18 protein-coding genes and 1 pseudogene are annotated in these 22,623 nt (G+C 35.6%); 1 reads left to right on the forward strand and 18 read right to left on the reverse strand.

Features of this window, described 5'->3' with window-relative positions:
• Window positions 1-3: 3 nt before the first annotated feature.
• The 13 genes from hemH to efp form a co-directional block, all read right to left on the reverse strand.
• Window positions 4-954, reverse strand: coding sequence for a ferrochelatase (gene hemH, locus ABYK18_RS04825; protein WP_373035521.1), 951 nt, complete (start codon window positions 952-954; stop codon window positions 4-6).
• Entirely contained in the window at window positions 955-1,653 is a 699-nt protein-coding gene (locus ABYK18_RS04830) for a DUF2461 domain-containing protein (RefSeq protein ID WP_373035522.1), read from the reverse strand.
• A gap of 5 nt (window positions 1,654-1,658) precedes the next feature.
• A complete protein-coding gene (gene ccsA, locus ABYK18_RS04835; RefSeq protein ID WP_373035523.1) occupies window positions 1,659-4,787 on the reverse strand; it encodes a cytochrome c biogenesis protein CcsA in 3,129 nt (1,042 codons plus the stop codon).
• Between the two features lie 96 nt (window positions 4,788-4,883).
• On the reverse strand, window positions 4,884-5,597 hold the full coding sequence (locus tag ABYK18_RS04840) for an NAD-dependent deacetylase (RefSeq protein ID WP_373035524.1): 714 nt from the start codon (window positions 5,595-5,597) through the stop codon (window positions 4,884-4,886).
• Between the two features lie 27 nt (window positions 5,598-5,624).
• The gene (locus tag ABYK18_RS04845) at window positions 5,625-5,912 is read right to left on the reverse strand and encodes a hypothetical protein (RefSeq protein ID WP_373035525.1); all 288 of its coding nucleotides are present in this window, start codon (window positions 5,910-5,912) and stop codon (window positions 5,625-5,627) included.
• The gene (locus ABYK18_RS04850) at window positions 5,893-6,249 is read right to left on the reverse strand and encodes a hypothetical protein (RefSeq protein WP_373035526.1); all 357 of its coding nucleotides are present in this window, start codon (window positions 6,247-6,249) and stop codon (window positions 5,893-5,895) included. The genes ABYK18_RS04845 and ABYK18_RS04850 overlap by 20 nt, the downstream gene beginning before the upstream one ends.
• A gap of 58 nt (window positions 6,250-6,307) precedes the next feature.
• Window positions 6,308-7,300 (reverse strand): PAS domain-containing sensor histidine kinase, encoded by a 993-nt coding sequence (locus tag ABYK18_RS04855; RefSeq protein WP_373035527.1) that lies wholly within the window; start codon window positions 7,298-7,300, stop codon window positions 6,308-6,310.
• Window positions 7,301-7,306: 6 nt separating this feature from the next.
• On the reverse strand, window positions 7,307-8,566 hold the full coding sequence (locus ABYK18_RS04860) for a M18 family aminopeptidase (RefSeq protein ID WP_373035528.1): 1,260 nt from the start codon (window positions 8,564-8,566) through the stop codon (window positions 7,307-7,309).
• 14 nt (window positions 8,567-8,580) lie between these two features.
• Window positions 8,581-12,129 (reverse strand): DNA polymerase III subunit alpha, encoded by a 3,549-nt coding sequence (gene dnaE / locus ABYK18_RS04865; protein ID WP_373035529.1) that lies wholly within the window; start codon window positions 12,127-12,129, stop codon window positions 8,581-8,583.
• A 96-nt stretch (window positions 12,130-12,225) separates the two neighbouring features.
• Window positions 12,226-13,653: a helix-hairpin-helix domain-containing protein gene (locus tag ABYK18_RS04870; RefSeq protein ID WP_373035530.1), complete on the reverse strand. Its 1,428-nt coding sequence runs from the start codon at window positions 13,651-13,653 to the stop codon at window positions 12,226-12,228.
• 50 nt (window positions 13,654-13,703) lie between these two features.
• Window positions 13,704-15,407, reverse strand: a complete 1,704-nt coding sequence (locus ABYK18_RS04875) for an ATP-binding protein (protein ID WP_373035531.1) — start codon at window positions 15,405-15,407, stop codon at window positions 13,704-13,706.
• On the reverse strand, window positions 15,407-17,104 hold the full coding sequence (locus ABYK18_RS04880) for an EAL domain-containing protein (protein ID WP_373035532.1): 1,698 nt from the start codon (window positions 17,102-17,104) through the stop codon (window positions 15,407-15,409). The genes ABYK18_RS04875 and ABYK18_RS04880 overlap by 1 nt, the downstream gene beginning before the upstream one ends.
• A gap of 135 nt (window positions 17,105-17,239) precedes the next feature.
• The gene (efp, locus tag ABYK18_RS04885; RefSeq protein ID WP_373035533.1) at window positions 17,240-17,806 is read right to left on the reverse strand and encodes an elongation factor P; all 567 of its coding nucleotides are present in this window, start codon (window positions 17,804-17,806) and stop codon (window positions 17,240-17,242) included.
• A gap of 225 nt (window positions 17,807-18,031) precedes the next feature.
• Between efp and tgt the strand changes: the two genes are divergently transcribed.
• Complete coding sequence (gene tgt, locus ABYK18_RS04890) at window positions 18,032-19,156, forward strand: tRNA guanosine(34) transglycosylase Tgt (RefSeq protein WP_373035534.1); 1,125 nt, start codon at window positions 18,032-18,034, stop codon at window positions 19,154-19,156.
• An 11-nt stretch (window positions 19,157-19,167) separates the two neighbouring features.
• On the opposite strand, the gene ABYK18_RS04895 is transcribed toward tgt, so the two are convergent.
• From ABYK18_RS04895 to ABYK18_RS04915, 5 genes and pseudogenes are all read right to left on the reverse strand, one after another.
• Window positions 19,168-20,364 carry a dihydroorotase gene (locus tag ABYK18_RS04895; protein WP_373035535.1) on the reverse strand — a complete coding sequence of 399 codons (1,197 nt, stop codon included), beginning with the start codon at window positions 20,362-20,364 and terminating at the stop codon, window positions 19,168-19,170.
• Window positions 20,365-20,375: 11 nt separating this feature from the next.
• Window positions 20,376-21,008, reverse strand: a complete 633-nt coding sequence (locus tag ABYK18_RS04900; protein WP_373035536.1) for a Crp/Fnr family transcriptional regulator — start codon at window positions 21,006-21,008, stop codon at window positions 20,376-20,378.
• On the reverse strand, window positions 21,005-21,454 hold the full coding sequence (locus tag ABYK18_RS04905; protein WP_373035537.1) for a hypothetical protein: 450 nt from the start codon (window positions 21,452-21,454) through the stop codon (window positions 21,005-21,007). The genes ABYK18_RS04900 and ABYK18_RS04905 overlap by 4 nt, the downstream gene beginning before the upstream one ends.
• The gene (locus tag ABYK18_RS04910; protein WP_373035538.1) at window positions 21,451-22,410 is read right to left on the reverse strand and encodes a hypothetical protein; all 960 of its coding nucleotides are present in this window, start codon (window positions 22,408-22,410) and stop codon (window positions 21,451-21,453) included. The genes ABYK18_RS04905 and ABYK18_RS04910 overlap by 4 nt, the downstream gene beginning before the upstream one ends.
• Window positions 22,407-22,623, reverse strand: a pseudogene (locus tag ABYK18_RS04915) (ABC transporter ATP-binding protein); the annotation flags it as partial. The gene ABYK18_RS04910 and the pseudogene ABYK18_RS04915, both read right to left, overlap by 4 nt.

Genomic DNA, 22,623 nt, shown 5'->3' on the forward strand with positions numbered 1-22,623 from the left:
TATCTATCTCATTTTTTCATATATCTCGGTTAGAGCATCTACAAAAAGTTCACTGTCATTTGGGCATCTGCAGACTTTGTACTCTTTAAACCCAAGTTCTTCTGCAATCTCTCTATACTCAATTTCAAGTTCAAAATCTGTCTCAGAGTTATCTATCGTAAAAGCTATGGGAAAAATGACTACTTTCTTGTTTTTTAGACTTTCCAACTTCTCACCAAGAGAGGGTGTCAACCACTCCATAGGTCCTACTTTTGACTGGTACGCAAGATGTGTCTCTTGAAAATTCATTTTTTCATCTTGCAGCTTCTGCTTTAAAAGCTCTACATGCTTTTGGACATGACGCTGGTAAACATCTCCCGCATCTACTATTTTTTGAGGAAGCCCGTGAGCCGAGAAGATAATATCAAAATCTTCGTACTTAGAATCTTGCATCTGTTCTTTGATTCGTTCAATAATTGCTTTATTATAGTTTTTATTTTCAAAGAAATGCTTAATTTCCACTAAAATGGCATCTCCGCCAATTTTATGATATTGTTCTTCAAAATCTTCAAGCGATGACTTTGTTGTAGTCGTTGAGTATTGAGGATACAGAGGAATAAGATATATCTTTTCAATATTTTCTTTGTTGAGTTTCTCTATAATTTCATCGGCAAATGGCGGAGTATATCTCATAACAAAATCAACAACAACATCTTCGCCAAGTTTATCTTGAAGCTTTTGTACCAATTTTTTAGTGTGTCCGACTATAGGCGACTTTCCGCCTAATTGTCTATATATCTCCTGTGAGCTTTCAGTCCTTGTAAAAGTAATCATGGTTCCTATGAACTTTCTTAAAAGACTGCTTTTCATTGTCAATATATTTTTATCGGCAAACATATTTTTCAAAAACAACTCTACTTCTTCAAGGTTGTTTGGTCCACCCATATTGAGTAGTATTACTGCTTCTTTTGCCATTTAATCCTCTTTGACTCGTAAACTAATTTCGTAAACTAACTGCTGCAATGGTAGCATCTCTTCGTAGATTTTATATAGAGTATCTATAAGTTTATCACCATTTTCTATAAGTTTTGGGTCTAACACCTTATATGTCGCCATTCCCTTATAAAGACTCAAATCTACATCTGACATCTCGGAACTAAAACCTTTAGGATATCTCTTGTAACCCTTCTCAATAGTTTTGTAGCCCTTTGCTTCTAAATCTTTTAAAACTTTCACAAGCTTTGCTCTTCTTCCATCGTCTTTGATGTAGTCTCTATAAGCGTCTAGCATCGGTTTTTCAAACCATCTGACTCCTACGGCAACAAAAAGCTCATCCGGAGAGAAGTGCAGATAAAAGGAGGAGTTTTGCATTCTAGAACCGTTACCCTGCCAAAAAATGATTCCGATGCGGTGCTTCAGCGGTACTTTTATGGCACCCATTCGACGTGTATCTCTGTAGATTCTAAATAGTGATTTATTTATTTTTGGCGAGAAATTTATAGTAGGCTCTAACGCCATCAGGTGCTCACCGAACTCCTTCACAAAAGCGCGTGAAGGATTTAGTATATACTCTTCATATTCTGTTCTGTGAGCTTCAAACCACTCTTTGTCGTTATTTTGACGAATGGACTCCAAAAATGGAAGTGTATTTTTACTAAAGCCCGAGAACTCCATATGTTTTAAACCTTAGCTAATTTTCTATTTCTAAAAGCCAACGCTATCATGACAAAAATAACGGCATAAGTAACAGGCACAAAATCAGGAATAGGAACAGGGTCACCTTTTGCATACGAGTGAAGTCCTGCAAGGTAATAGTTCACTCCAAAATAAGTCATGATTACTGAAGAGTAAGCCATCAAAGAGATAACCGCAAAGTTAAACTCACTGTAAATAGACTTAATAAACCTGATATGCACAACAACCGCATAAACTAAAATAGTAACTAATGCCCAAGTTTCTTTTGGATCCCATCCCCAGTATCTACCCCAAGACTCATTCGCCCAGACACCGCCTAAGAAGTTTCCTACAGTCAGTAACATAAGACCGACCATCAGAGACATCTCATTGATAGAGTTCAACTCTTTAATAGAGAGTGTAATATGTTTATCATTTTTCTCGGTTTTTATTATAAAGAGTAAGATGCTGATAAACCCTAAAAGTGCACCAAGTCCAAGGAAACCGTAACTAGCGGTAATCACGGCAACGTGGATGCTTAACCAGTATGAGTTTAGAACCGGAACAAGATTTGTAACTTGAGGATCCATCCAGTTTAAATGTGCTACAAAAAGGATAAGTCCGGCAAGAATAGATGTAGATGCCATTGTTATAGGCGAGCGTTTATAGAAGATAAACCCTGCTAAAACTGTAGCCCAACCGATATATATCATAGATTCATAACCATTAGACCAAGGCGCATGACCTGAGATATACCATCTTAACCCCAAGCCAAAAGTATGAGCCAAAAACAGTAGGACTAAAAGTCCAAATATGCTTCTCGCAAAAATCGTTATGTTAAAAGCAGGTTTTAGTATTTTTACAAAACTGATGATTAAAAGTACAAAACCCATTAAAAAGTAAATTGGATAAATGGTCTCAAAAATATTTGATTTGTTATAAAACATCTCTGCTTTGATTCTATTTTGAGCCGGATAAACCGCTGAACCGTAAAACTTTTGATATTCAGCCAGTTTCACAAGCGCTTTGTCTGGCCCATTCCAGTCACCGCTATTTAGAGAGTCGTCTATAGATGTAAAATATTCAATAGCTATGGCTCTTATTCTTTCACCATTTTGTGGAGTGAAAGTTTGAAGAGCTTCAATAGTGGGATACCATTTGTTATTTACATCATTTGGTTTTGGCCATATCTTCATAAGTGAGCCGGTATAAACAGAGTAAGTGATATTTACTCTCTCATCAACTTTTAAAATAGCCTTATCTAGCATATTTCTATGTTTTGGCTCTTTTCTGACTGCTATGTCTACTAACTCGGCTAGTTTATAACCACTCATTTCTGCCGGATCGCTAAAAAACTGAGAAAAAGAGGCGTATTTGGCATCTACAGTAGTACCGATAAGTTTATTTATCTCAGGGTTTCTTGTGTATATCATTTTTATATCACGATATGCTTCAGGCTTAATCATCATCCCGAGAATAACTTGATTTGCATCTAATTTATAAGTGCCGACTTTAATATGTGAACCTCTATGGATTTTAGCTAAAATCTCTGTTGCAAGTGTATCCATAGGCTTCATTCTACCGCCGCTGTCTTGTATGACAAGCTCACCGAACTTTGTAGCATGTGCTTTGTCAAAAGAGATGATCGTTTTTATAGCCGGGTTTAAATCCCCTGCATATGATGGAGTTAAACCAAGAATCAGACCCAATGCGACAATAACACCTAAAGCTTTATCATCAGCAGCTTTTTTAACTCTTTTTGCCAACTGTGCAAATCTATTGTGCTTAGAGAACAAAGACCAGAACATTCCAAGGGCTAAAAGAAAATAGCCTATATATGACGGTAGAGTACCCGGGTCGTTATTTACAGACAATATAGTTCCTTTTTCATCTCTATCATAAGATGATTGAAAAAACCTATATCCGCGATGCTCTAAAATATTGTTCATAAAGATTCTATAAGGCATTTCAATATTTTGTTCTTTGTCTACTAAAACAACTTCACTTGCATAAGAAGCGGGACTCATTGATCCAGGGTATCTGTCTAACTCAAATTTTTTAAGTTTAATCTCAAAAGGGATTTGAATCTTTTTTGAACCGTAAGAGAGATGTACGTCTACACCGTTGATTTGATTGTTGTAATCTTTTGCAATTGTTCCTGCTTGCCCAAAGATAAGAACTTCTTTTGTCACATCTGCAACACTTACTTTAAATCTAAGTCCGTCATAACCAGGTCTTTGAGGAGAAGCATTTGGATTTGTCACAATCTTTTTTGAAGCGTGCGGGTAAAAAGTTCGAAGAACAAATCCGCCTCCTGCTGTACTAAAAAGAGTTCTTGTTGTAAAAGGCTCTTTATCATTAGCATCTAACGTACCTTTTGACTGATCATCCATTTTCAAGTATGAAAGAGGCATAGCGTGCTTCATAAAGAACTTGTCATCTTCTACAAAAAGTGATATTACCATTTTGTTAAATGATTTGCCAGAGTTAAAATCTAAAACAAAGTTTTCCGCTTCAAAAAATTCACCTTCACTAAGAGCTATCGGTTCGCCTTTTCCTGTCCCCGTAACCATCATAGACGCCATAGCTTTTCCGCTATCTGACTTTACCGTTGTCTCAACTGCATCCGGAATATACTCTATCATTTCTACATTGACTTTTTTACCTGCAATTTCAAGAGAGCTAGAGAGAGTATTTGAACTTTTTTTAGAGAGATATACAGATTTTGAAGAAGTTACATTTTCACTGCCTGCTTTTGCATTTACACTAAAGTAAGTATCAGCACTAGTCATAGTTGATGAACTTGAACCTTCACGAATATGCATACTTCCTTCAAAGCCAACATAGCGTGTTATTGCAGCACCTAATACAATGATGATAAATGCAACATGAAAGATAAATATAGGAGCTTTTTTTAATGTGTACATCTTGTACTTGTAGATATTAAGGATCAGATTAATGGTCAATAATCCAATCAAAACCTCAAACCATCGTGCGTTATAAATGTCAGCTTTAGCTGTAATTGTTCCATAATCATTTTCTACAAATGTAGCATAACCTATTGCAAATGCGAAGATAGACATCAAAACTGCCATGGTTTTCATAGAGTTTAGAAATGATAAAAGTTGTTTCATAAATTAGCCTTTCATATAAGAAAGACATTCTATTCAAAATAAGATAATAAAGACTTAACTTATCTCAAAAAAACTTTATATTAATAAGGATTAAGGTCAAACAAACCTAGCTTCTAAAAAATCTTCGATGTATTCTGCTATTTCAGCTATTGCATCTGTTGCTTTTTCATAATAGACTTTTGTAAAGTAGCTGTCGTCTATGGCATCACTGGGTTCTAGGTTATTTAGTATTGAGTAGTCTGTAAGTTGTGCAAAGTATGTAACATCCAAGACATTTCCGCTGGTTCCTATGACGACTATCAACTCGCATCTGTTTAGTTCTTGGGTGAGTTTTTGATACTCAGGTGCCGCTTCTCCAAAAAAAACAACGTTCGGTCTCAACTTACCTCCGCAGCTTGGACATTCGCCGGCAAATTCATCTTGATTTATATAACCTATTTCAAATATTTCATCACATTCGCGACATCTCAGCTCTCGCAAAAATCCGTGCAGATGCACAATCTCATGCTCTTTCATACCGGCTTTTTCAAAAAGGTCATCTATATTTTGAGTAAGTACAGATATCTCATCAGGGTATTTATGTTTAAGCTCTACAATAAGCTTATGCGCATAGTTTGGCACTTTATCTTTTATATCCGCTCTTCTGGCATCGTAAAACTTTTTTGTGCCGTCTTCGTTCGTATCAAGACACCCTGCACTGCAAACATCTTCTACTCGGTGTTTTTCCCAAAGCCCGTCTCTTTCTCTAAAAGTAGAGATGCCAGACTCGGCGCTTATTCCTGCACCTGAGAGAATTAAGACTTTAGACATACAACATCCTTTAAAATTAGGCAGAGTTTAGTCTTGTAATTTAAACTCCACTCTGAAATCTCCGCTGTCAAGTTCAGTTGCTTCATGTGCAATGGTAAAGGGGATTCTTTCATACAGAGGAAACGGTTCATGAAAATACAAACCGACAAGCCTGTCATTTTCACTTTTTAACATACTAAGACCTTTGATTGTGTTAACCATCGGTTCAGGAGGGCTGCATCTTGTTGCATCAAATTCAAAATACGTCAGACCGTTTTCTTCGTAGGTATAAAACGGGAGTGTTGTTCCCGGGATTTCAACTAACTTTTTGTTCAAGTTCTGTGCCTTTCTTTGCTGTATATACATATGTATTGTAACTAGGACTCCATTCAAAATACTTGGAAACTCTTTCAAAAGCCTTTAGTACAATAGTATCATGATTATCATGATTGTAAATTGTTATAGGAGTGTGATAATATCTGTTATATGATTCAATGGGGTGTAGTATAAGATCCTGCCATGAAATCTCAATCTTACCGTCATATGGTTCAAAAGGGACTGTAGATATAATGGTTTTATTTGTCACTTTACATCTAAAATGACAAACTACATAGAATCTATCTATCTTTACAAACTCAAGAAGTGAAGTTATATTTTCATGTTTTATTGGCATCTCAATATACCTTTAAATAAAGTATTTTCAAGCATGAAGCAATTATTATACCATTTTTCTATACTGGAATCCTAATCTCAAAACACTTCTTATCACTCTTAAGAAGTTTGACCCCACCACCGTGAGCTTCAGCTATTTCTCTGCAAAGCACCAGTCCCAAGCCGTTTCCTTTTACTTTTGAACTTTTAAAAGCTTCAAAAAGTTCTTTTTTATTCTCAATATCTACCCCGCTGTCATAAATATAAAACTTATGATACTTGTCATCTTTTTCATGTACGACTTCTATAATACCGCTTTCACTATCGTCTAACTCTATAGCATCTATGGCATTTGATATAAAGTTTGAAAAAAGCATTTCCAAAAGATCTTTATCTGCATTTAAAGCAAAATTCTCTTGTGGAAATACAAATGATATATCTTTAGAATATCCGTAATAACCTATCGACATATCTATAGAAGTCTTTAAATCATTCCACTTAAACAGTGATTTCGAGATTTCAACTCCTTTAGAGAACATCAAAGTTGCTTTTATGATTCTGTCTATTCTATAAACAGATTTTTGTATCTCTTCGACAATAGGCATATTCTCAGGCAAAACACGTTTTTTAAGAGTTGAACTAAGCAGTGATATAGAACCTATCGGGTTTCGTATCTCATGTGAGAGATGCGCTGCCATCTGTCCCATGGTAGCAAGGTTTTCTTTTCTTTTTTGCTCGGTTATATCTGTGGCACTAAGCATTGTCTTGTCTTTATAGTTCGAACTTTTAACCAAATAAGAACGAGACTTAAATGTCACTTCATAATCATCGTTTTTAAATTCCAAGAGTTTTAGCAAAGCTAACAAATCTCTTGCTTTTGAGTTTTGTAAAAAAACTGTGTTGTCACTGTTTAATATCCAGATAGCATTTGGCAAGAATTCGACGACCTTTTCTACTGTATCTTGAAGATGAGAATAAGATGCTTTTAATTCATTAAACTCTTTTTCAACCTTGTAGGTCTGTTCTATTAAAAGGTTTAGCTCTTCTGGGGTTACTATATTTTGACTTGACATCGTAGTCTATTTAAACCCAAGGATTATTTTATAAAGAGAGTGTGCATCATCACGCCCTGCAAGTTCTCTAACAGAGTGCATAGCAAATGTAGGAAGTCCGACATCTAAAGTATCTATGCCAAGTCTTGTAGCCGTCAGGGGCCCGATCGTAGAACCACAGCCCATATCACTTCTGGTAACAAACTGCTGTATAGGCTCATCAAGCTCAGATGCCACGTTCATAAATCTTGAAATCGTCTTGGAGTTAGATGCATATCTCTGATTTGCATTAACTTTTACAACGCTTCCTTTGTTTATGTGCGGAGCGTGGTTTGAATCATGTTTAGCCGGAAAGTTTGGATGTATGGCATGTGCATTATCAGCAGAAATCATCAAAGAAGTTCTGATCATCTGCATATATTCATCATAATCAACAAACATTCTGCGAAGAGTATTTTCCAAAAATGATCCGCTCGCCCCTGATGTAGACTCACTTCCAACCTCTTCATGGTCACTGGCGATAAAAAGCATAGGTCTGCTTGCATCTACACTGCAGATGCTAAGCATACCGACATAACAACTTAGCAGATTATCAAGTCTGGCACTTGCTATAAAATCATCATTAAGACCCAGGTAAGAAGCTTTTTGCACATCATAAAAACTAAGCTCGGATGCATAAACTTCTTTAACATCCAAAACATCATGTCTAGCAAGCTGCCACTTTAAAAACTCATCAAATTCAAAATCACCTGATGTACTCAGCACGGGAGAGATATCTGTCTGCATATTTACGGTTCTCTCTTTGTTGGCTTTATCATCCAAGTGAATTGCTAAAGATGGAATAATAGCCAGAGCCTTTTTAGCATCTATGAGAACTTCTTTAATCTCTGAGTTGCTGTTTAAGTAAGACACACGACCTGCCAAAGACAAGTCTCTGTCGAACCAAGGATTTAAAAGCGGACTTCCGTATGTCTCCACCCCAAGCTTCACTATCCCATGTTCTTTAATTACAGGATTCGGCTTTAACTTCAGGTTTGGAGAATCGGTATGTGATCCAATCATAGTATAGTTCTTTGCACTCTTTGGATACGTAAAAGCAATAACAGAAGAGTCATTACGAGTCACATAATACTTACCGCCCTCTTCTAACTCCCACTTACTCTCTTCATGAAGTTTTATAAACCCGGCATTCTCAAACATCATCGACATATTTTGTGTTGCATGAAAAGGCGTAGGCGAAGCATCCAAAAAGCCAAGTAAACCTTCGTTAAAGTCATTTTTATTCATTTTAAATTTCCATTCTATAAAATATCAACGGCTTCATTGCCGTCTAAAGCAATTATGATTTTACTATCGACTCTTATTGCTGAATCGATCACTACATTGTGAAGTTTTGAGATAATAGTGATTTTCAGTTCACGGTTACCGGGGTTTTGTCTGATGAGTCTGTAAAGATCATCCAAAACATTCATATCACTGTCTAGTCTTACAGCTAGATTAAGCGGTTCCTGAGGTACTTCACGAACCTCTTTTTTAACCTTTTTACACTCTTTTTTGGACTCTTTGAGTGTCATAATCTTTGTAACACCGATTCTTGTAAACATCTCTGTATGAGTGATTTTTGCTTTAAATGCTATCGGTTCATCCAAGTCCATCTCACTAAGCTGTTCAAGCTTGTCGGAGAAGAGCATAATCTCGATATTTCCGTGAAAATCCATAAGATTGACTATCCCAAACTGGTTTCCTTTTTTAGAAACCTTCTTAACAATATCCTCTACCTTACCTATAAATATTGCAAAACTTCCGTCTTTGATGCTCTCAAGTTCTGAAGATAGTGAGTAGTTTAACTCCTCCATCACGCTTCTGTACTCATCAAGCGGATGCCCGGATACATAAAAGCCCAAAGTGTCTTTTTCAAACTCCAAGATCTCTTTTAGTTCATATTCTTCACAATTTGTAAGGGAGAGTTTTACGGTTGTAATCTCTGCATCATCGCCAAAGAGGCTTCCTGCCGCATTTTTTCTGGCATTGGACGCATCTTTGGCTGTCTCTACGATTTTCTCTATCTGATCCAAGAGAGCTTTTCTTGAAAAACCAAACCTGTCAAAACCGCCCGATTTTATACTTGATTCTATAAAACGCTTATTTACTTTTGAAGGGTCAATCCTGTTTACGAAATTTTCTATAGAGGTAAATTCACCGCCCTCTTCTCTTGTCTCTATAATCGAGAGAACTGCGGATTTACCAACACCTTTAATGGCACCCAAACCAAAAAGAATGATATCTTTTTCATCTTTGGTAATTGCCGAAAACTCAAGGTAAGAATCATTAATATCAGGAGGAGAAAGCTCTATCCCCATTCTTTTGACTTCATCAATGTAACGAACGACTTTTTCGGTGTTGTCTTTATCTGAAGTCAAAAGTGCCGCCATAAACTCATTTGGATAGTAAGTCTTCAGCCATGCAGTCTGAAATGTAACCATCGCGTAAGCGGCCGAGTGAGATTTGTTAAAACCATATCCCGCAAATTTTTCAATCAAATCAAAAAGCTTGGAAGCTTCTGCGTAGTCAAAACCTTGTTTTTGAGCACCTTGTGAGAACTCTTCATTGTAGACATTCATATCTTTTTTCTTACCCATCGCACGACGGATAATATCTGAGTAACCAAGAGAGAAACCACCAACATTCTGAACTATCTGCATAACCTGCTCTTGATAAACGATGACCCCGTAAGTATTTTCTAAAATAGGTTTCATAACATCAAAAGTATACTCAATAGCCTCTCGTCCATGTTTACGTTCAATAAAACTATCAAGCATCCCTGACTCCATCGGTCCAGGTCTGTAAAGAGCCAAGACCGCAATAAGGTCCTCAAAATTATCCGGTTTAAGACGCTTATTAAGGTCTTGCATACCTGATGACTCTATCTGAAACATTCCTACAGTCTCACCCGTACGAATTACTTCATATACTTTTGGGTCGTTCTCATCAATGGTATGCCAGTCAATGTCTCTGTCAAATCTTCTTTTTACGAGTTTAATAGCATTATCGATTACATCCAGAGTTTTGAGTCCAAGGAAGTCAAACTTGATAAGGTCAACATCCTCAAGATAGTTAAGAGAGTATTGAGTTACAAATGTCGTTTCGCCTGAGGGCTTGTAGATAGGTGTCTTATACCAAAGTTCTTCATTGGAAATGACCACACCCGCGGCATGGATACCGGAATTTCTTTTAAGTCCTTCAAGCTTTTTAGCAAATTCCCAAACACGCGCGGCATTTGCATCTGAGCCTATTAGTTCTTGTATCTTTGGCTCTTTTTGAAATGCACCATCAATAAACTCACCTTTTTTCTCTTTACCGTTAAGAGTAATTCCTAACTCATCAGGAATAAGTTTTGCCATCTTGTCAGCTTGAGATAACGGCATATCAAGAACACGTGCAACATCACGGATAACCCCTTTTGCAAGCAGTGAACCAAAAGTTATTATCTGTGCAACCTGATTACGTCCGTATTTCTCAACAACATAATCTATAACTTCCCCACGGCGAGCCTGCATAAAGTCCATATCGATATCGGGCATACTTACACGTTCAGGATTTAAAAATCTCTCAAATAGAAGATCATACTTCATAGGGTCAATATCTGTAATATCTAGTGAAAATGCGACAAGACTTCCAGCAGCCGAACCGCGTCCCGGACCTACTGCGATGCCCATCTCTTTTGCTACTTTAACAAAATCCCAGACTATAAGCATGTAACCGGGGAACTTCATAGAGTTGATGATATCCATCTCGAACTTCAATCTCTCTCTATACTCTTCATGCTTTTGCTCTGGTACATGTTTCAATCTATTTTGCAGGCCTTTTTCACAACAATGTACAAAATACTCTGCATCACCGATATCTTTATCATCACTGCTGAGAGTCACACCTTCTTTGGCAGCATACTCAGGTGTAAATTTAAAGTTTGGCGGTGTTGGTGTTTTTACAATAGGCGAATAATCTTCAATTTTATCGACTATCTCTTGAGTATGAGCAAGTGCTTCGGGGATATCGGCAAAAAGTCTGGCCATCTGCTGTGGACTTTTGAGATAAAACTCATGAACCGAGTGACGCATACGGTTAGGATCATCATAGAGTTTATTCATACCGATACACATAAATGCCTCATGATACTGTGCATCACCCGGATAGGTATAGTGAGTGTCATTTGTAGCAATTATTTTAATATCTGTCTCTTTGGCAATTTTTAATATGTCATTATCAATATATAATTGGTCGCCTATTCCGTGTCTCATAAGCTCCAAATAAAAATCATCACCGAATATCTCTTTATACTCAAGTGCGACTGCTTTGGCTCCTTCATAACCTAAAGCACCATTTCGCACGTTTCTATCATTTGCCATGTTCAGATGCCAGTTGACTTCACCTTGAAGACATGCAGATGTACAGATAAGCCCTTCACTATGCTCACGAAGCTCCTTTTTGTTTATGCGGGGAAAGTAATAAAAACCGTCTATAAAAGCTTTTGATGAGAGATACATAAGGTTCTCATAACCTTTTTTATTTTTAGCAAAAAGACAGATATGGAATCTCTGTTTTGTAGATTTATCATCAAGTGTATCACCGTTGTGGATATAACCTTCCATGCCAATAATCGGCTTGATATCGGCTGCCTTCATCTGATGGTAAAAGTCTATAGCTCCAAACATGTTCCCGTGATCTGTCATAGCTACAGAAGTCATTCCAAGTTCTTTAACGCGAGAAACCAGGTTTGTAAGTTTGTTTGCACCGTCTAGTAGTGAATATTCTGTATGAAGATGTAAATGTGTGAAAGGTTGTGCACTCAAAATAATCACCTTTAAAAGTATTAAATTATTAAAGTGATTATAGTAGATTTGTCTTAATATGAAGTAATTTTAGTCTCACTTTTATGAGACTAAGAATTATTTTAGAAGTTTCTTCCAAGCCTTTTCAACTTTAGCTGCAAGCTTTTTGGTAATGCCTTTTACCTCTGTAAGTATAGAGGTATTTTGATGCAGCACACCGACCACCTCATCTATATCCCCAAAATGTTTTAAAATTTTGTTCACTTTTTTACTGCCTATTCCATCGACTGATGTTAAAAAGTCACTTAACTCTTCTTGAGTAATCTTGGCATCTTGGGTTTGTGATTCGTTAGATTCATCTTGTGTCGGATGCGGAATATCTTTACTATCTGGAATTATTTGTTTTGATGATTTAGCAGACGGTTTTAGAGCAAGTTTATCCTGATAGTTGTATATCTCACTTGGCCACTCTTCACTCCATCTTCTTTTGACATCATACATTTTATATTCGCTATCAAGAACATGAAGATAAACTTCATTTTCACCAAAAAGTTTTCTCTTTTTGCCAAAGTATGCACCGTCATAACTAGAGTTATATTCTCCAAATGTAATGTGTCTCATAGTTCTTAAAATCGAGCTGTCAAGTTTACCCAACTCTTCCCAGTTGAACATCGGAACATGAGGTTTTTTAAATCTTCCCTCGCTAAGACTCCACATCAAATACTGACCAATCCAGTCTCTTATATAAGGAAATGCTGCAAATGCAGTAGCACACTCTAAGATGCGAACCTTACCGTCTTTACCGTAAGCAACATCACAAGCCCAGTATTCAGCCTTGGCAGCCTTAGAAACTCTTACAGCTAAATCAAGTACCGATTTTGGAACATCATTATAATCCATACTTCCGCCTTGAGAAGTATTAGTCAGCCATTCACCTTCAGGTGCACGTCTCCAAAAGGCACATACCGGTTTATGTCCTATCAGCATTACACGGATATCTGCTTCCATTGGAACAAAGTCTTGAAAATACTGAGGATGATATTTTTTTTCATCAAAAAGTTCTCTGGCTTCCTTGTAGCTGTCTACTTTATGTACAAAATAACCGCCGTAGTTTGACGGTCCGTAAGACTTTTTGATTATCTTAGGGTATTTACATTTTTTAAGAAATTTATCTGCATTGTCGTGATTATAGTAAATATATGTCTTTGGAATAGGCAAATCATATTTCCAAGCAAATCTTGTAACATTTTCTTTTGATTTGTTAGAAAACTGCGTATCCAAAGAAGGAATAAATCTAACATGAGGAAGTGCACGTGCTATCTCTCTAAAAGTCTCATAAGCAGTTGCGGGAATATTACCGATAAGTACATCGATTTTTTTTCTTTTTACCTCTTTGATAAATCTATCTTTATCGTTTTTCCAGTGGTATGTTACAGTTTCTATTTTGTTCGGCCATCCCTTAAAGTTCGAGTGGTCAAAAAATCTCAGTACATAATCAAGATATAAAAAACCTAATTTTGGCAGTTGCTTATTACTTAGTCCCATTTTATACTTACTCCCCATGTTTTTGTATGTGTAATTATAGTAGAAATGTCTTAAATCTCCGTCTCTTTTATTTTAATACTAAACTCCGCACCAAAATATTTTTTACCTTCTAATGTCAACTCTCTATTATGTACTTCTATAGTTCCATTAAAGTGTTTTGAAATTATTTTTTTACTCATAAACAGACCTATACCCGTTCCCTGAGATTTATGCTTAGTTGTAAAGTATGGCTCAAATATTTTTGTCTTAATAGCATCAGGGATTCCACCGGCATTATCATGCAATTTCACAACAACATATCCATCTTCTTTTAATATCTCTATCAGTACTGTTGGATTTTCAGCCTTTCTTTCTTTCATGGCATCTTTGGCATTGTTTAAAATATTTAAAAATACTTGAGAAAGTTCACCGCTGCTTCCGTTAATCATTATTTCTGATTCACAATGTCTAAAAATAAGATTTATCTGATTATCTTTGTACATAGCTTCAGTAAGTGTTATAGACTTATCTACAACATCACATACATCAAATACTTTGATTTCTTTATCCTGTTTAAAAAAATCTCTAAAGTCATCTATGGTTTTTGAGAGATGCTGAGTATGGTCTTTTATCTTTACAAAGGTCTCATCAAGTTCCTCATCACTTATAAGATGATTTTTATGTCTAAGTCTTGCACCTGTAGCTATTGTACTGATAGAGCTAAGAGGCTGTCTCCATTGATGGGCAATGTTTCCTATCATCTCACCCATAGCAGCAAATCTGGACTGCTCTATAATCAAAGAATCTTTTTCTTTTTCCTGAGTTATATCTTGAATATTTGCAACAACTATCTTGCTATCATCCTCTATCTTAGAGCCAAAAGAGATCCGTATGGGAAATACTTTTCTATTTTTATGCTGACCTTCAAGCTCATAAATAAAATTTTTATTATTAAATTCCCCAGTTTCCATAAACTTTTTTAATCCGTTTATATGTCTTAAAAGATACTTTTTAGGAATTATTCTATCATCCAATAGTTGTGTATGTAGCATCTCATTGGCACTATATCCAAACATATGCTCTGCACTTTTGTTGAATGTTAAAACATTAAAACTGTCATCCACTGCAATAATCGCATTATTATTTATTTCAGTAATCATATCCGCATACTCTTTTTCACTCTTTAGCTCTTTTGTTTTTCTCTTAACACTGTTATCAGCAGGTCTAAAGATAAACAATGCTTCAAAAAGCAATGTTACGGAAATAAATATAAAAATAAACAACTCTACATTTTTTAAGTTTTGAGTTTTTGATTCTGTCTCTTTTTGATATATAAATACTGCACTGTCTAAATCTTTTAAAAGTGTCTGTGAGTTTTGAAGCAAATATGTCAAGCTTCTTCCGTCTCTGTGTGTTAAAAAACTTCTTCCTCTGTCTATGTACCTTTTTACCTTCTCATCTAAAAGCACCGGCTTTTTAAAATAGACATCTTTAAGCTCATCAGACATACTTAAAGATAAAAGGTAGTTATGGGAAGAGTCCATCAAGTCAACCACTTCTTCAAGACTTTTTGTTTTGTAGTGTATGGCAAAAAGTGCTATCTTTTGCGAAAGCATTCTCTGCTGACCGCTTATATTGATTACTTTTACATCATTTGACTGTGAGTCTATGAGCTTGACAAGATTTAAGTAGGCGGCAAAGGAAAAAAGAGCTATTATAGATAGAGCAAAAACATATTTTGTTCTAAAAGATAAAGATGTAAAAAATTTAATCACTATATATGCTCTAAAGGCTCTGAAAAATAAAAACCTTGATATTCATCGACCTCCATGGCTTGAAGCAGTTTTAAAACTGCTTCACAATGAACAAACTCCGCAACTGTTTTCATACCCAAAGAGTGAGCAAAATCATTTATTGTCTTAGTTATAAGATAAGAGTTTTTGTCTATATGAATATTTTTCACCAGAGAACCGTCGATCTTAATATAATCGGGTTTAAATTTCAACAAGTATGCAAAGTTGGAGTATCCGCTTCCAAAATCATCTATGGCTATTTTACAACCTAATTTTTTTACACTCTCTATGAAGGCTATGACTTTTTCATAATCTATTATACTTTCACTCTCTAAAAGCTCAAAAGTAATAAGGTGCGCTATCTCTTTGTCACTTAGTTCATCTTGAATAAATTGGATTATTTCAAGATTTACAACATCTTCAATGGATAAGTTTATATTTATAGATATTAATGTTTCTCTAGCCTTTTCAAATGCTTTTTGAATGACTATTTTTGTTAGTTGTGGATAAAACTTTACTTTCTTTGCAATATCCAAAAAAAGAATTGGGGAATAAACTTCATCACCATCAATAATACGCATCAGAGCTTCATACTTGACTATCTTTTCATCCAAATTGACTACGGGTTGATAATAAACAGTTACATTCTTCAATGTAATCGCATTTTCAATTATCTTAGTCCATTTGACATCATTTTTATATTCAGCATCCATGCTGCATTCATCACTGTAAATCATATACGGCAATCTATTCATTTTAGCTTTTTTTAGTGCCATGTCAGCAGTCTCTAAAGTGTTTTTCCTCTCATGAGAGACTCCTATCGTAACATTTACTTTGATGACTATATCATAATCAACAATATTCAAAGGTTCTGAATTTATTGCCTTCATTACACTTTTGAGTGTCTCTTCACACTTACGTAAATCAAGTTCTGTCTCTTTCATCAGAGCAAACTGATCCGCACCGATTCTGTATAGCTCGCAATCTATATTTTTTACAAAATTTTTCAATAACTTTGAAACAGCTTCCAGTACCAGATTACCTATATGTTCTCCATATAAGTCATTGATGCTTTTAAATGAATCTATGTCAATAACAAGTAAAATCGGATTTTCTATTTTTTTCAAATCTCTTAAAAGTGAGTTTCTATTTTTAAGAGATGTTAATCTGTCTGTATGAAGTTGATAGTAGAGTTTTTCATTTTGAAGACGAAGTTCTTTAGTCTTCTCCTCTATCTTTTGTTCCAAACCTTGATTTATCTCTTGAAGTGATGTTTTTAGTTTATCGTTTTCTATTTTTATAGAAGCTTTTTCAATGGCTTTTAAAAGAAGTTCCACATCAATCGGTTTTGTAATGTACCCGGTAACAGATTGTTCTATGGTCTTTTTCATATATTCACTGTCGCTAAAAGCGGTAGAATATATAACAGGTACTTCAGAATCAATCTCTCTTATATGATCAACCATCTCAATACCACCGAGATGCGGCATCAATATATCTGTGATTATAAGATCAATTTTATCTCTGTTTTGTATGTAAAATTTCAAACCCTCTTCGCCGTCATTTGCTCTAAATATCTCTTTTACAAATGGGGATAAATTTTGGCACACTTCTTCTTGAAGAGCCAGTTCATCTTCGACATATAAGACAGTGATAGTTTTTAATAATTCAAGATTCATAATTATGTATGCTACTTAATTTAAACTGAATTGTTATTGAATCAACACATTTTAAAGACAATTTTAAAAATAAGATAGATTTATTATGTATAGCATGAGAGAAATTTTCTCATGCCATGAAGATTAAAAAGAGGTTTATTTTACTTTTTCTAGGTACTCACCATCAACAGTATTTACTCTGACAGTATCGCCTTCTAGTACATGATAAGGAACTTGAACAACTGCACCGCTCTCAAGAGTCGCAGGTTTTTTACTTCCGCTTGAAGTATCACCTTTGAAGTTTGGAGGAGTCTCAGTAATAACAAACTCCATTGTCTCAGGAGCAGCAACAGAAATAGCCTGACCTTTGTAAAAGATAATATCAACATTTATTCCGTCTTTGAACCATTTAGAAGCATCATCACACTGCTCATACGAAAGACCTAACTGCTCATAAGTATCGTTATCCATAAACTGATACATATCTCCATCATCATAAAGATACTGCATAGTTTTGTAGTCAATTACCGGAACTTCAAATTTATCTCCGGCATGAACTGTTTTATCAACTACTTTACCGTTTAAAAAACTTTTCATTTTCATACGAACAAAGGCTGCGCCTTTACCAGGTTTAACATGTTGAAACTCAACTACTTTATATGGTACTTCACCTACAATTAGACGAACATTTTTTTTGATATCGCTCATTCCGACAGTTGCCATTAACACTCTCCTTAATTTTATTGCATAAAATGAAGGAAACCTTCATCTCTTTATTTACGGTGTCAGAAGTAATTCTGTCACCTGAGTTAACACTAAGTTTCCTTCGGCAGGAAGCCCATTGTACTTATGCAATTATTTTATTTTATTTTTGATTGGTCGAATTCTACAATAAAGGTTCTTAGAATGCTATAATGTCACTAAAATTATTAACGGATTTATCAAACTATGGAATTTACTTTAGAAGCCACTTCAAAAAATGCACGTGCCTGTACAATCAAAACAGCTCACTCAACTATAAAAACTCCGGTCTTTATGCCGGTGGGAACACTTGGAAGCATCAAAGCTCTGGATATGGATGATGTTTTAAATATGTTAGGTGCTGAGATAATTCTTGCAAACACTTATCATATGTACCTTCGTCCCGGAGATGAAACTGTTGCAAAGATGGGAAAACTTCATAAATTTACAACATTTCCAAAAAGCTTTCTAACAGACAGTGGCGGATTTCAGGCATTTTCTCTTAGTGAAATCTCAAAACCCAAAGAAAACGGGATAGAATTCCGCTCTCACATAGACGGTTCAAAGCACTTCTTCACACCTAAAAAAGTTATAGACATTCAAAATAACCTAGGCTCAGATATTATGATGATTTTGGATGACCTGGTAGCTCTACCTGCGACTCAGGAGCGCATCAAACTCTCCATAGAGAGAACAACTGCCTGGGCGAAAGAGTCTATAGAATATTTTAGAGAGAAACAATCAAAGGGCATCGGAGTAGAGCAAAACATCTTTGCGATCATCCAAGGCGGAACAGACAAAGCCTTTAGGACAAAGAGTGCGACTGAACTTTGCGCACTTGATTATGACGGTTTTGCTATCGGCGGACTTAGCGTCGGCGAGCTTAACAATGAGATGTACGATACGGTTGAACATACGACCCAGTATATGCCAAAAGACAAGCCTCGTTACCTTATGGGTGTAGGTACTCCCGAAGATTTGATAGAGAACATTGAAAGAGGCATAGACATGTTTGACTGCGTTATGCCTACTCGTAACGCAAGAAACGGTACTCTTTTTACATCTTTTGGAAAGCTAAACATCAAAGGTGCAAAGTTTAAAGAAGATGAAGCACCGATAGATCCTGAATGTAAATGTATAACTTGCCAAAGATATTCTCGCGCATACCTGAATCACCTGTTTCGTTCTCGTGAGATAACATATTTCAGACTTGCGACTATTCATAACCTTCATTACTATCTTAACTTGATGAAAGAGGTTCGTGAAGCTATTTTACAAGACAGATTTGCCGAGTATAAAGAAGAATTCTACAAAAAAAGAACAAAACTTTAGTTTAGTCTTCTCTAGTTAAATATCTTTACAACTTCTCCACTGAGTTCTTGAGAGTTGTAAAGAGATTGTTCGTTATCCACTACTTTTGTGCAGTCAGGGTTAAAGAGAAAAGCACTTACCGGGCTTCCAACCTTGATCTCTCCCGCTTCTTGACCGATGGTTCTTGCAGGATTTTGAGATGTCAATCTAACTAAATCACTCATACTTAAAAGACCGGTTTTCACTAACTTTGTATAGTAAAGAGGCATTGCATCCGAGAGTGCCTCGCAACCGTAGTCTGCATCAAAAAATGCCACTTCCTTGTTTAGAGGGGAGCTTGGCTGATGAAGCGTTGTCAGAACATCTATCTCATTATTTTTAAGTGCATTTACTAAAAGCTCTACATCAGATGCAGATGCCAAAGGCGGATCCAGCTTTGCAGTCGTGTTAAAGCCTTCACAAGCTTCATCTGAATTTGTAAGGTGATGAATCGATACTTCACATCTAACATCAACACCGTCTTCCTTTGCTTTTGTGATAAGCGAGATAGAACGAGGAGATGCTATTGACTTAAAGAGTATTTTGATATTAAAATGTCTGGCAATCTCTATCATACGAGAGACATGCAAGACCTCACTCAAATCAGGAATCCCTGCAAGTCCCAATTTAGAACTTACATCACCGTCAAGCATAACCCCGCTGTTTATCAAAGAGTTATCTTCTGCTTTACAAAAAAGAGTAACACCGTACATCTTTGCATATTCTGCTATTTTTATTGCTACATCGTTTTTTGCTATCGTGCTCATATACGGAACGATTGCCCCGCTTTTTAAAAGAATGGCAATATTACTAAGCGTAGTATCTTCTTTTAAAGAATTGAGCATCAAATCAATCTTTGCACCGTCAAGATTATGAAGTCCGTTTTGGGCAAACTCCAAAACTACTTCATTGTCAATAGCAGGCTTACTGTCGGCATTTAAGACTATATGTCCGACTCCGCCCATATGTGCTTCTTGGGAAATAGTTTTAATATTCTTAGAGTTTAATACAGAGTCAGGAAGTCTTACATTTGTATCTATCAAAAGCGGCATAAAGTATGCGCCTTTTGCATCTGTGACTTCACTACCCTCTAAACCTGTACCTATCTCTGTAATGACTGAATCCTCTATACGGATATCAGCTTTGTACTCACCATTAACATCACATACTGTCGCATTTGATATTATCATCTATCACTACCTCACTCAAAATATTGTAATAAAGCTTCTCTATCTATTTTTTTAGCTTTCACATCTATGATGTCATGGTCTTTAAAGAATTTAAGAATTCTTGAAAGTGTCTCAGGAGATACACTCAGTATCTCTGCAATCAGTATATTTTTAGTTTGGAAAAAGTCCTGAGAGTGATTGTAAATATATTTTGCCACTCTCTCTTTTGAGTCTAATACCAGATTTGTAGAGATTATTATTTCAAGGTTTTTTATCTTCTTAATCAAGGATGTCTGAATAATAAATGAAAGCTCAGGGTTTGAGTATATTATCTCTTTTAAAGATGCAAAATCAATTTTTAGTATTTCAACATCTGTATAGGCTTTAGCCGTCGCAGGATAAGGAATCTGCTCAAAATTGGCAACTTCACCTATAAGTTCATTTTCATGGAAATATTTTAAAACTATCTCTTTATGGCTTGAGGAAGTCTTATAAAGCTTTATGATTCCAGAAGCCAAAAGGTATAGATATTTAGAATCATCTCCCTCGTAAAAGACTATGTTGTCTTTTGAGATGGTGTGTTCTGTAGTGAACTTCTCTATTTTATTAAGAGTAGCCTCATCCAGGTCTTTAAACATATCTATATTTTGTAATTTTAATTTCATTGGGCTGTCTTTGTTACTCGTTTTATGACTTCATCGTAAGAGATAACTTCTTCACCTTTTTTGATGGTATCTTTTGATTTATGTGCGGAAAAACCGTATGCCATAGGTGTAACATTATTTGTATCATAAAATGCTTCTCTTGCATTTATAAATTCACCGTTGTTTACGTCTGTTACCCATACAATAGCTTTATCTTTCCACTTTATTTTTTCTTCTTCAAACCATAAAGCCATACAACCCATATCATCAAACATATATGCTTTACCGTTATTAGGATCTCTGACTTGAACAGCATTTTTTCTATCACTAACAACCATAACACATCGGCTGCACATATCTCTATCCCAGTGTACTTCTGCTACACCTGTTTCAACTTTTTTATCGCAAGCTAAAAACATAACCCCGATAACAAGAAGCAGTAAAACTTTCAGATACTTAATAATCAAAGCAAGACTCCATTTTTTATAAAATATATCATTACAAATGAACTCAGTAATATAACATAAAGAGTGTTAAATATCAGAGACATTATGTAGTTTTTGTCTCTATCTTGTTTAGAGGAATCTATAAAACCGACCACAAGACCGTAAAAAGTCCCAAAAAACAAGAGAGTATAAATCAGATAACCTACAAAGTAATAGTCACTCTGTAAAAAACAAAACGGGCAGTGATGAGATGGAAGTTCATATATATATGTTCCAAAAAACACTATCAAAGTTATTAAAGATATGATGACAAAAAAAGCATTGCTTATGGCAAAAAGATATTTGTTTTTAAGGATGTAAAAAAATATTATCAGTAAAAAAGTTCCATAAAAAAAGCTCAAAAGAAGAGCCGTATCAAGAGTGAAGATACTAGAAATGGCAGAAGTAGAAGAGCTTGAATATAGAGTTCCGCAACAACTAACCATCTTATCTATCTCAATGGAGCCAAACATGATTCCCTCGACGATCAACTCAGCTATAAAAAGAAAAAATGCCAAGATAAAAAAGCCGAATTTTTGTTTTACAAAGGGCTGATTTTCATGTTTCATATCTTCGTTGTGAAGAACAATCCAATATGCGAAGATGTACAAGTTGATGATTTTTAATATAAAAAGAGGTACTCCGTATTCGGTTGCATCTACGACCCCTGCCCCGCACATCGCACCTGTGAGTACATTTGATATCTTATCAAGGGTAAATATAAAAAACAAAAACAGCGGTACTTTGATGATAAAGATATATTTAATGATGGTAGCACCGAGATAGCTGAGTTTTTCCAGCTTGTACTGAGCTTTGCTTACAGAGTTTAGGTCCCATCCAAGATATATCTTAACGCTGAGAATAAAAGCTATAATGCCAAAAAAAGCAAAAATAGCATTTAGTATAAAAATGGCTAATACTTCGGGTGTAAGAATCAAACTAAAGCACCGTTATGCATCTCAATCTCTCTGTCTACAAAATCAAGACCAAAAAAGAGAGGGTCATGTGTTGCGACGATTATTGTCTTGTTGAGAGCCTTTAGCTCTCTGAGCATCTCTATAAAATGAAGAGATAATTTTTCATCAAGGTTTGCCGTGGGTTCATCTGCTATGATGATTTTAGGGTTGTTTACATTTGCTCTTGCGATTGCA

This window comes from Sulfurimonas sp. (genome assembly GCF_041563495.1).
GTDB lineage: Bacteria > Campylobacterota > Campylobacteria > Campylobacterales > Sulfurimonadaceae > Sulfurimonas.

Coding starts and splice junctions, on each gene's coding strand:
- hemH (WP_373035521.1), bottom strand. CDS start 954: ATGGCAAAAGAAGCAGTAATACTACTCAATATGGGTGGACCAAACAAC.
- ABYK18_RS04830 (WP_373035522.1), bottom strand. CDS start 1,653: ATGGAGTTCTCGGGCTTTAGTAAAAATACACTTCCATTTTTGGAGTCC.
- ccsA (WP_373035523.1), bottom strand. CDS start 4,787: ATGAAACAACTTTTATCATTTCTAAACTCTATGAAAACCATGGCAGTT.
- ABYK18_RS04840 (WP_373035524.1), bottom strand. CDS start 5,597: ATGTCTAAAGTCTTAATTCTCTCAGGTGCAGGAATAAGCGCCGAGTCT.
- ABYK18_RS04850 (WP_373035526.1), bottom strand. CDS start 6,249: ATGCCAATAAAACATGAAAATATAACTTCACTTCTTGAGTTTGTAAAG.
- ABYK18_RS04855 (WP_373035527.1), bottom strand. CDS start 7,300: ATGTCAAGTCAAAATATAGTAACCCCAGAAGAGCTAAACCTTTTAATA.
- ABYK18_RS04860 (WP_373035528.1), bottom strand. CDS start 8,566: ATGAATAAAAATGACTTTAACGAAGGTTTACTTGGCTTTTTGGATGCT.
- ABYK18_RS04870 (WP_373035530.1), bottom strand. CDS start 13,653: ATGGGACTAAGTAATAAGCAACTGCCAAAATTAGGTTTTTTATATCTT.
- ABYK18_RS04880 (WP_373035532.1), bottom strand. CDS start 17,104: ATGAATCTTGAATTATTAAAAACTATCACTGTCTTATATGTCGAAGAT.
- efp (WP_373035533.1), bottom strand. CDS start 17,806: ATGGCAACTGTCGGAATGAGCGATATCAAAAAAAATGTTCGTCTAATT.
- tgt (WP_373035534.1), top strand. CDS start 18,032: ATGGAATTTACTTTAGAAGCCACTTCAAAAAATGCACGTGCCTGTACA.
- ABYK18_RS04895 (WP_373035535.1), bottom strand. CDS start 20,364: ATGATAATATCAAATGCGACAGTATGTGATGTTAATGGTGAGTACAAA.
- ABYK18_RS04900 (WP_373035536.1), bottom strand. CDS start 21,008: ATGAAATTAAAATTACAAAATATAGATATGTTTAAAGACCTGGATGAG.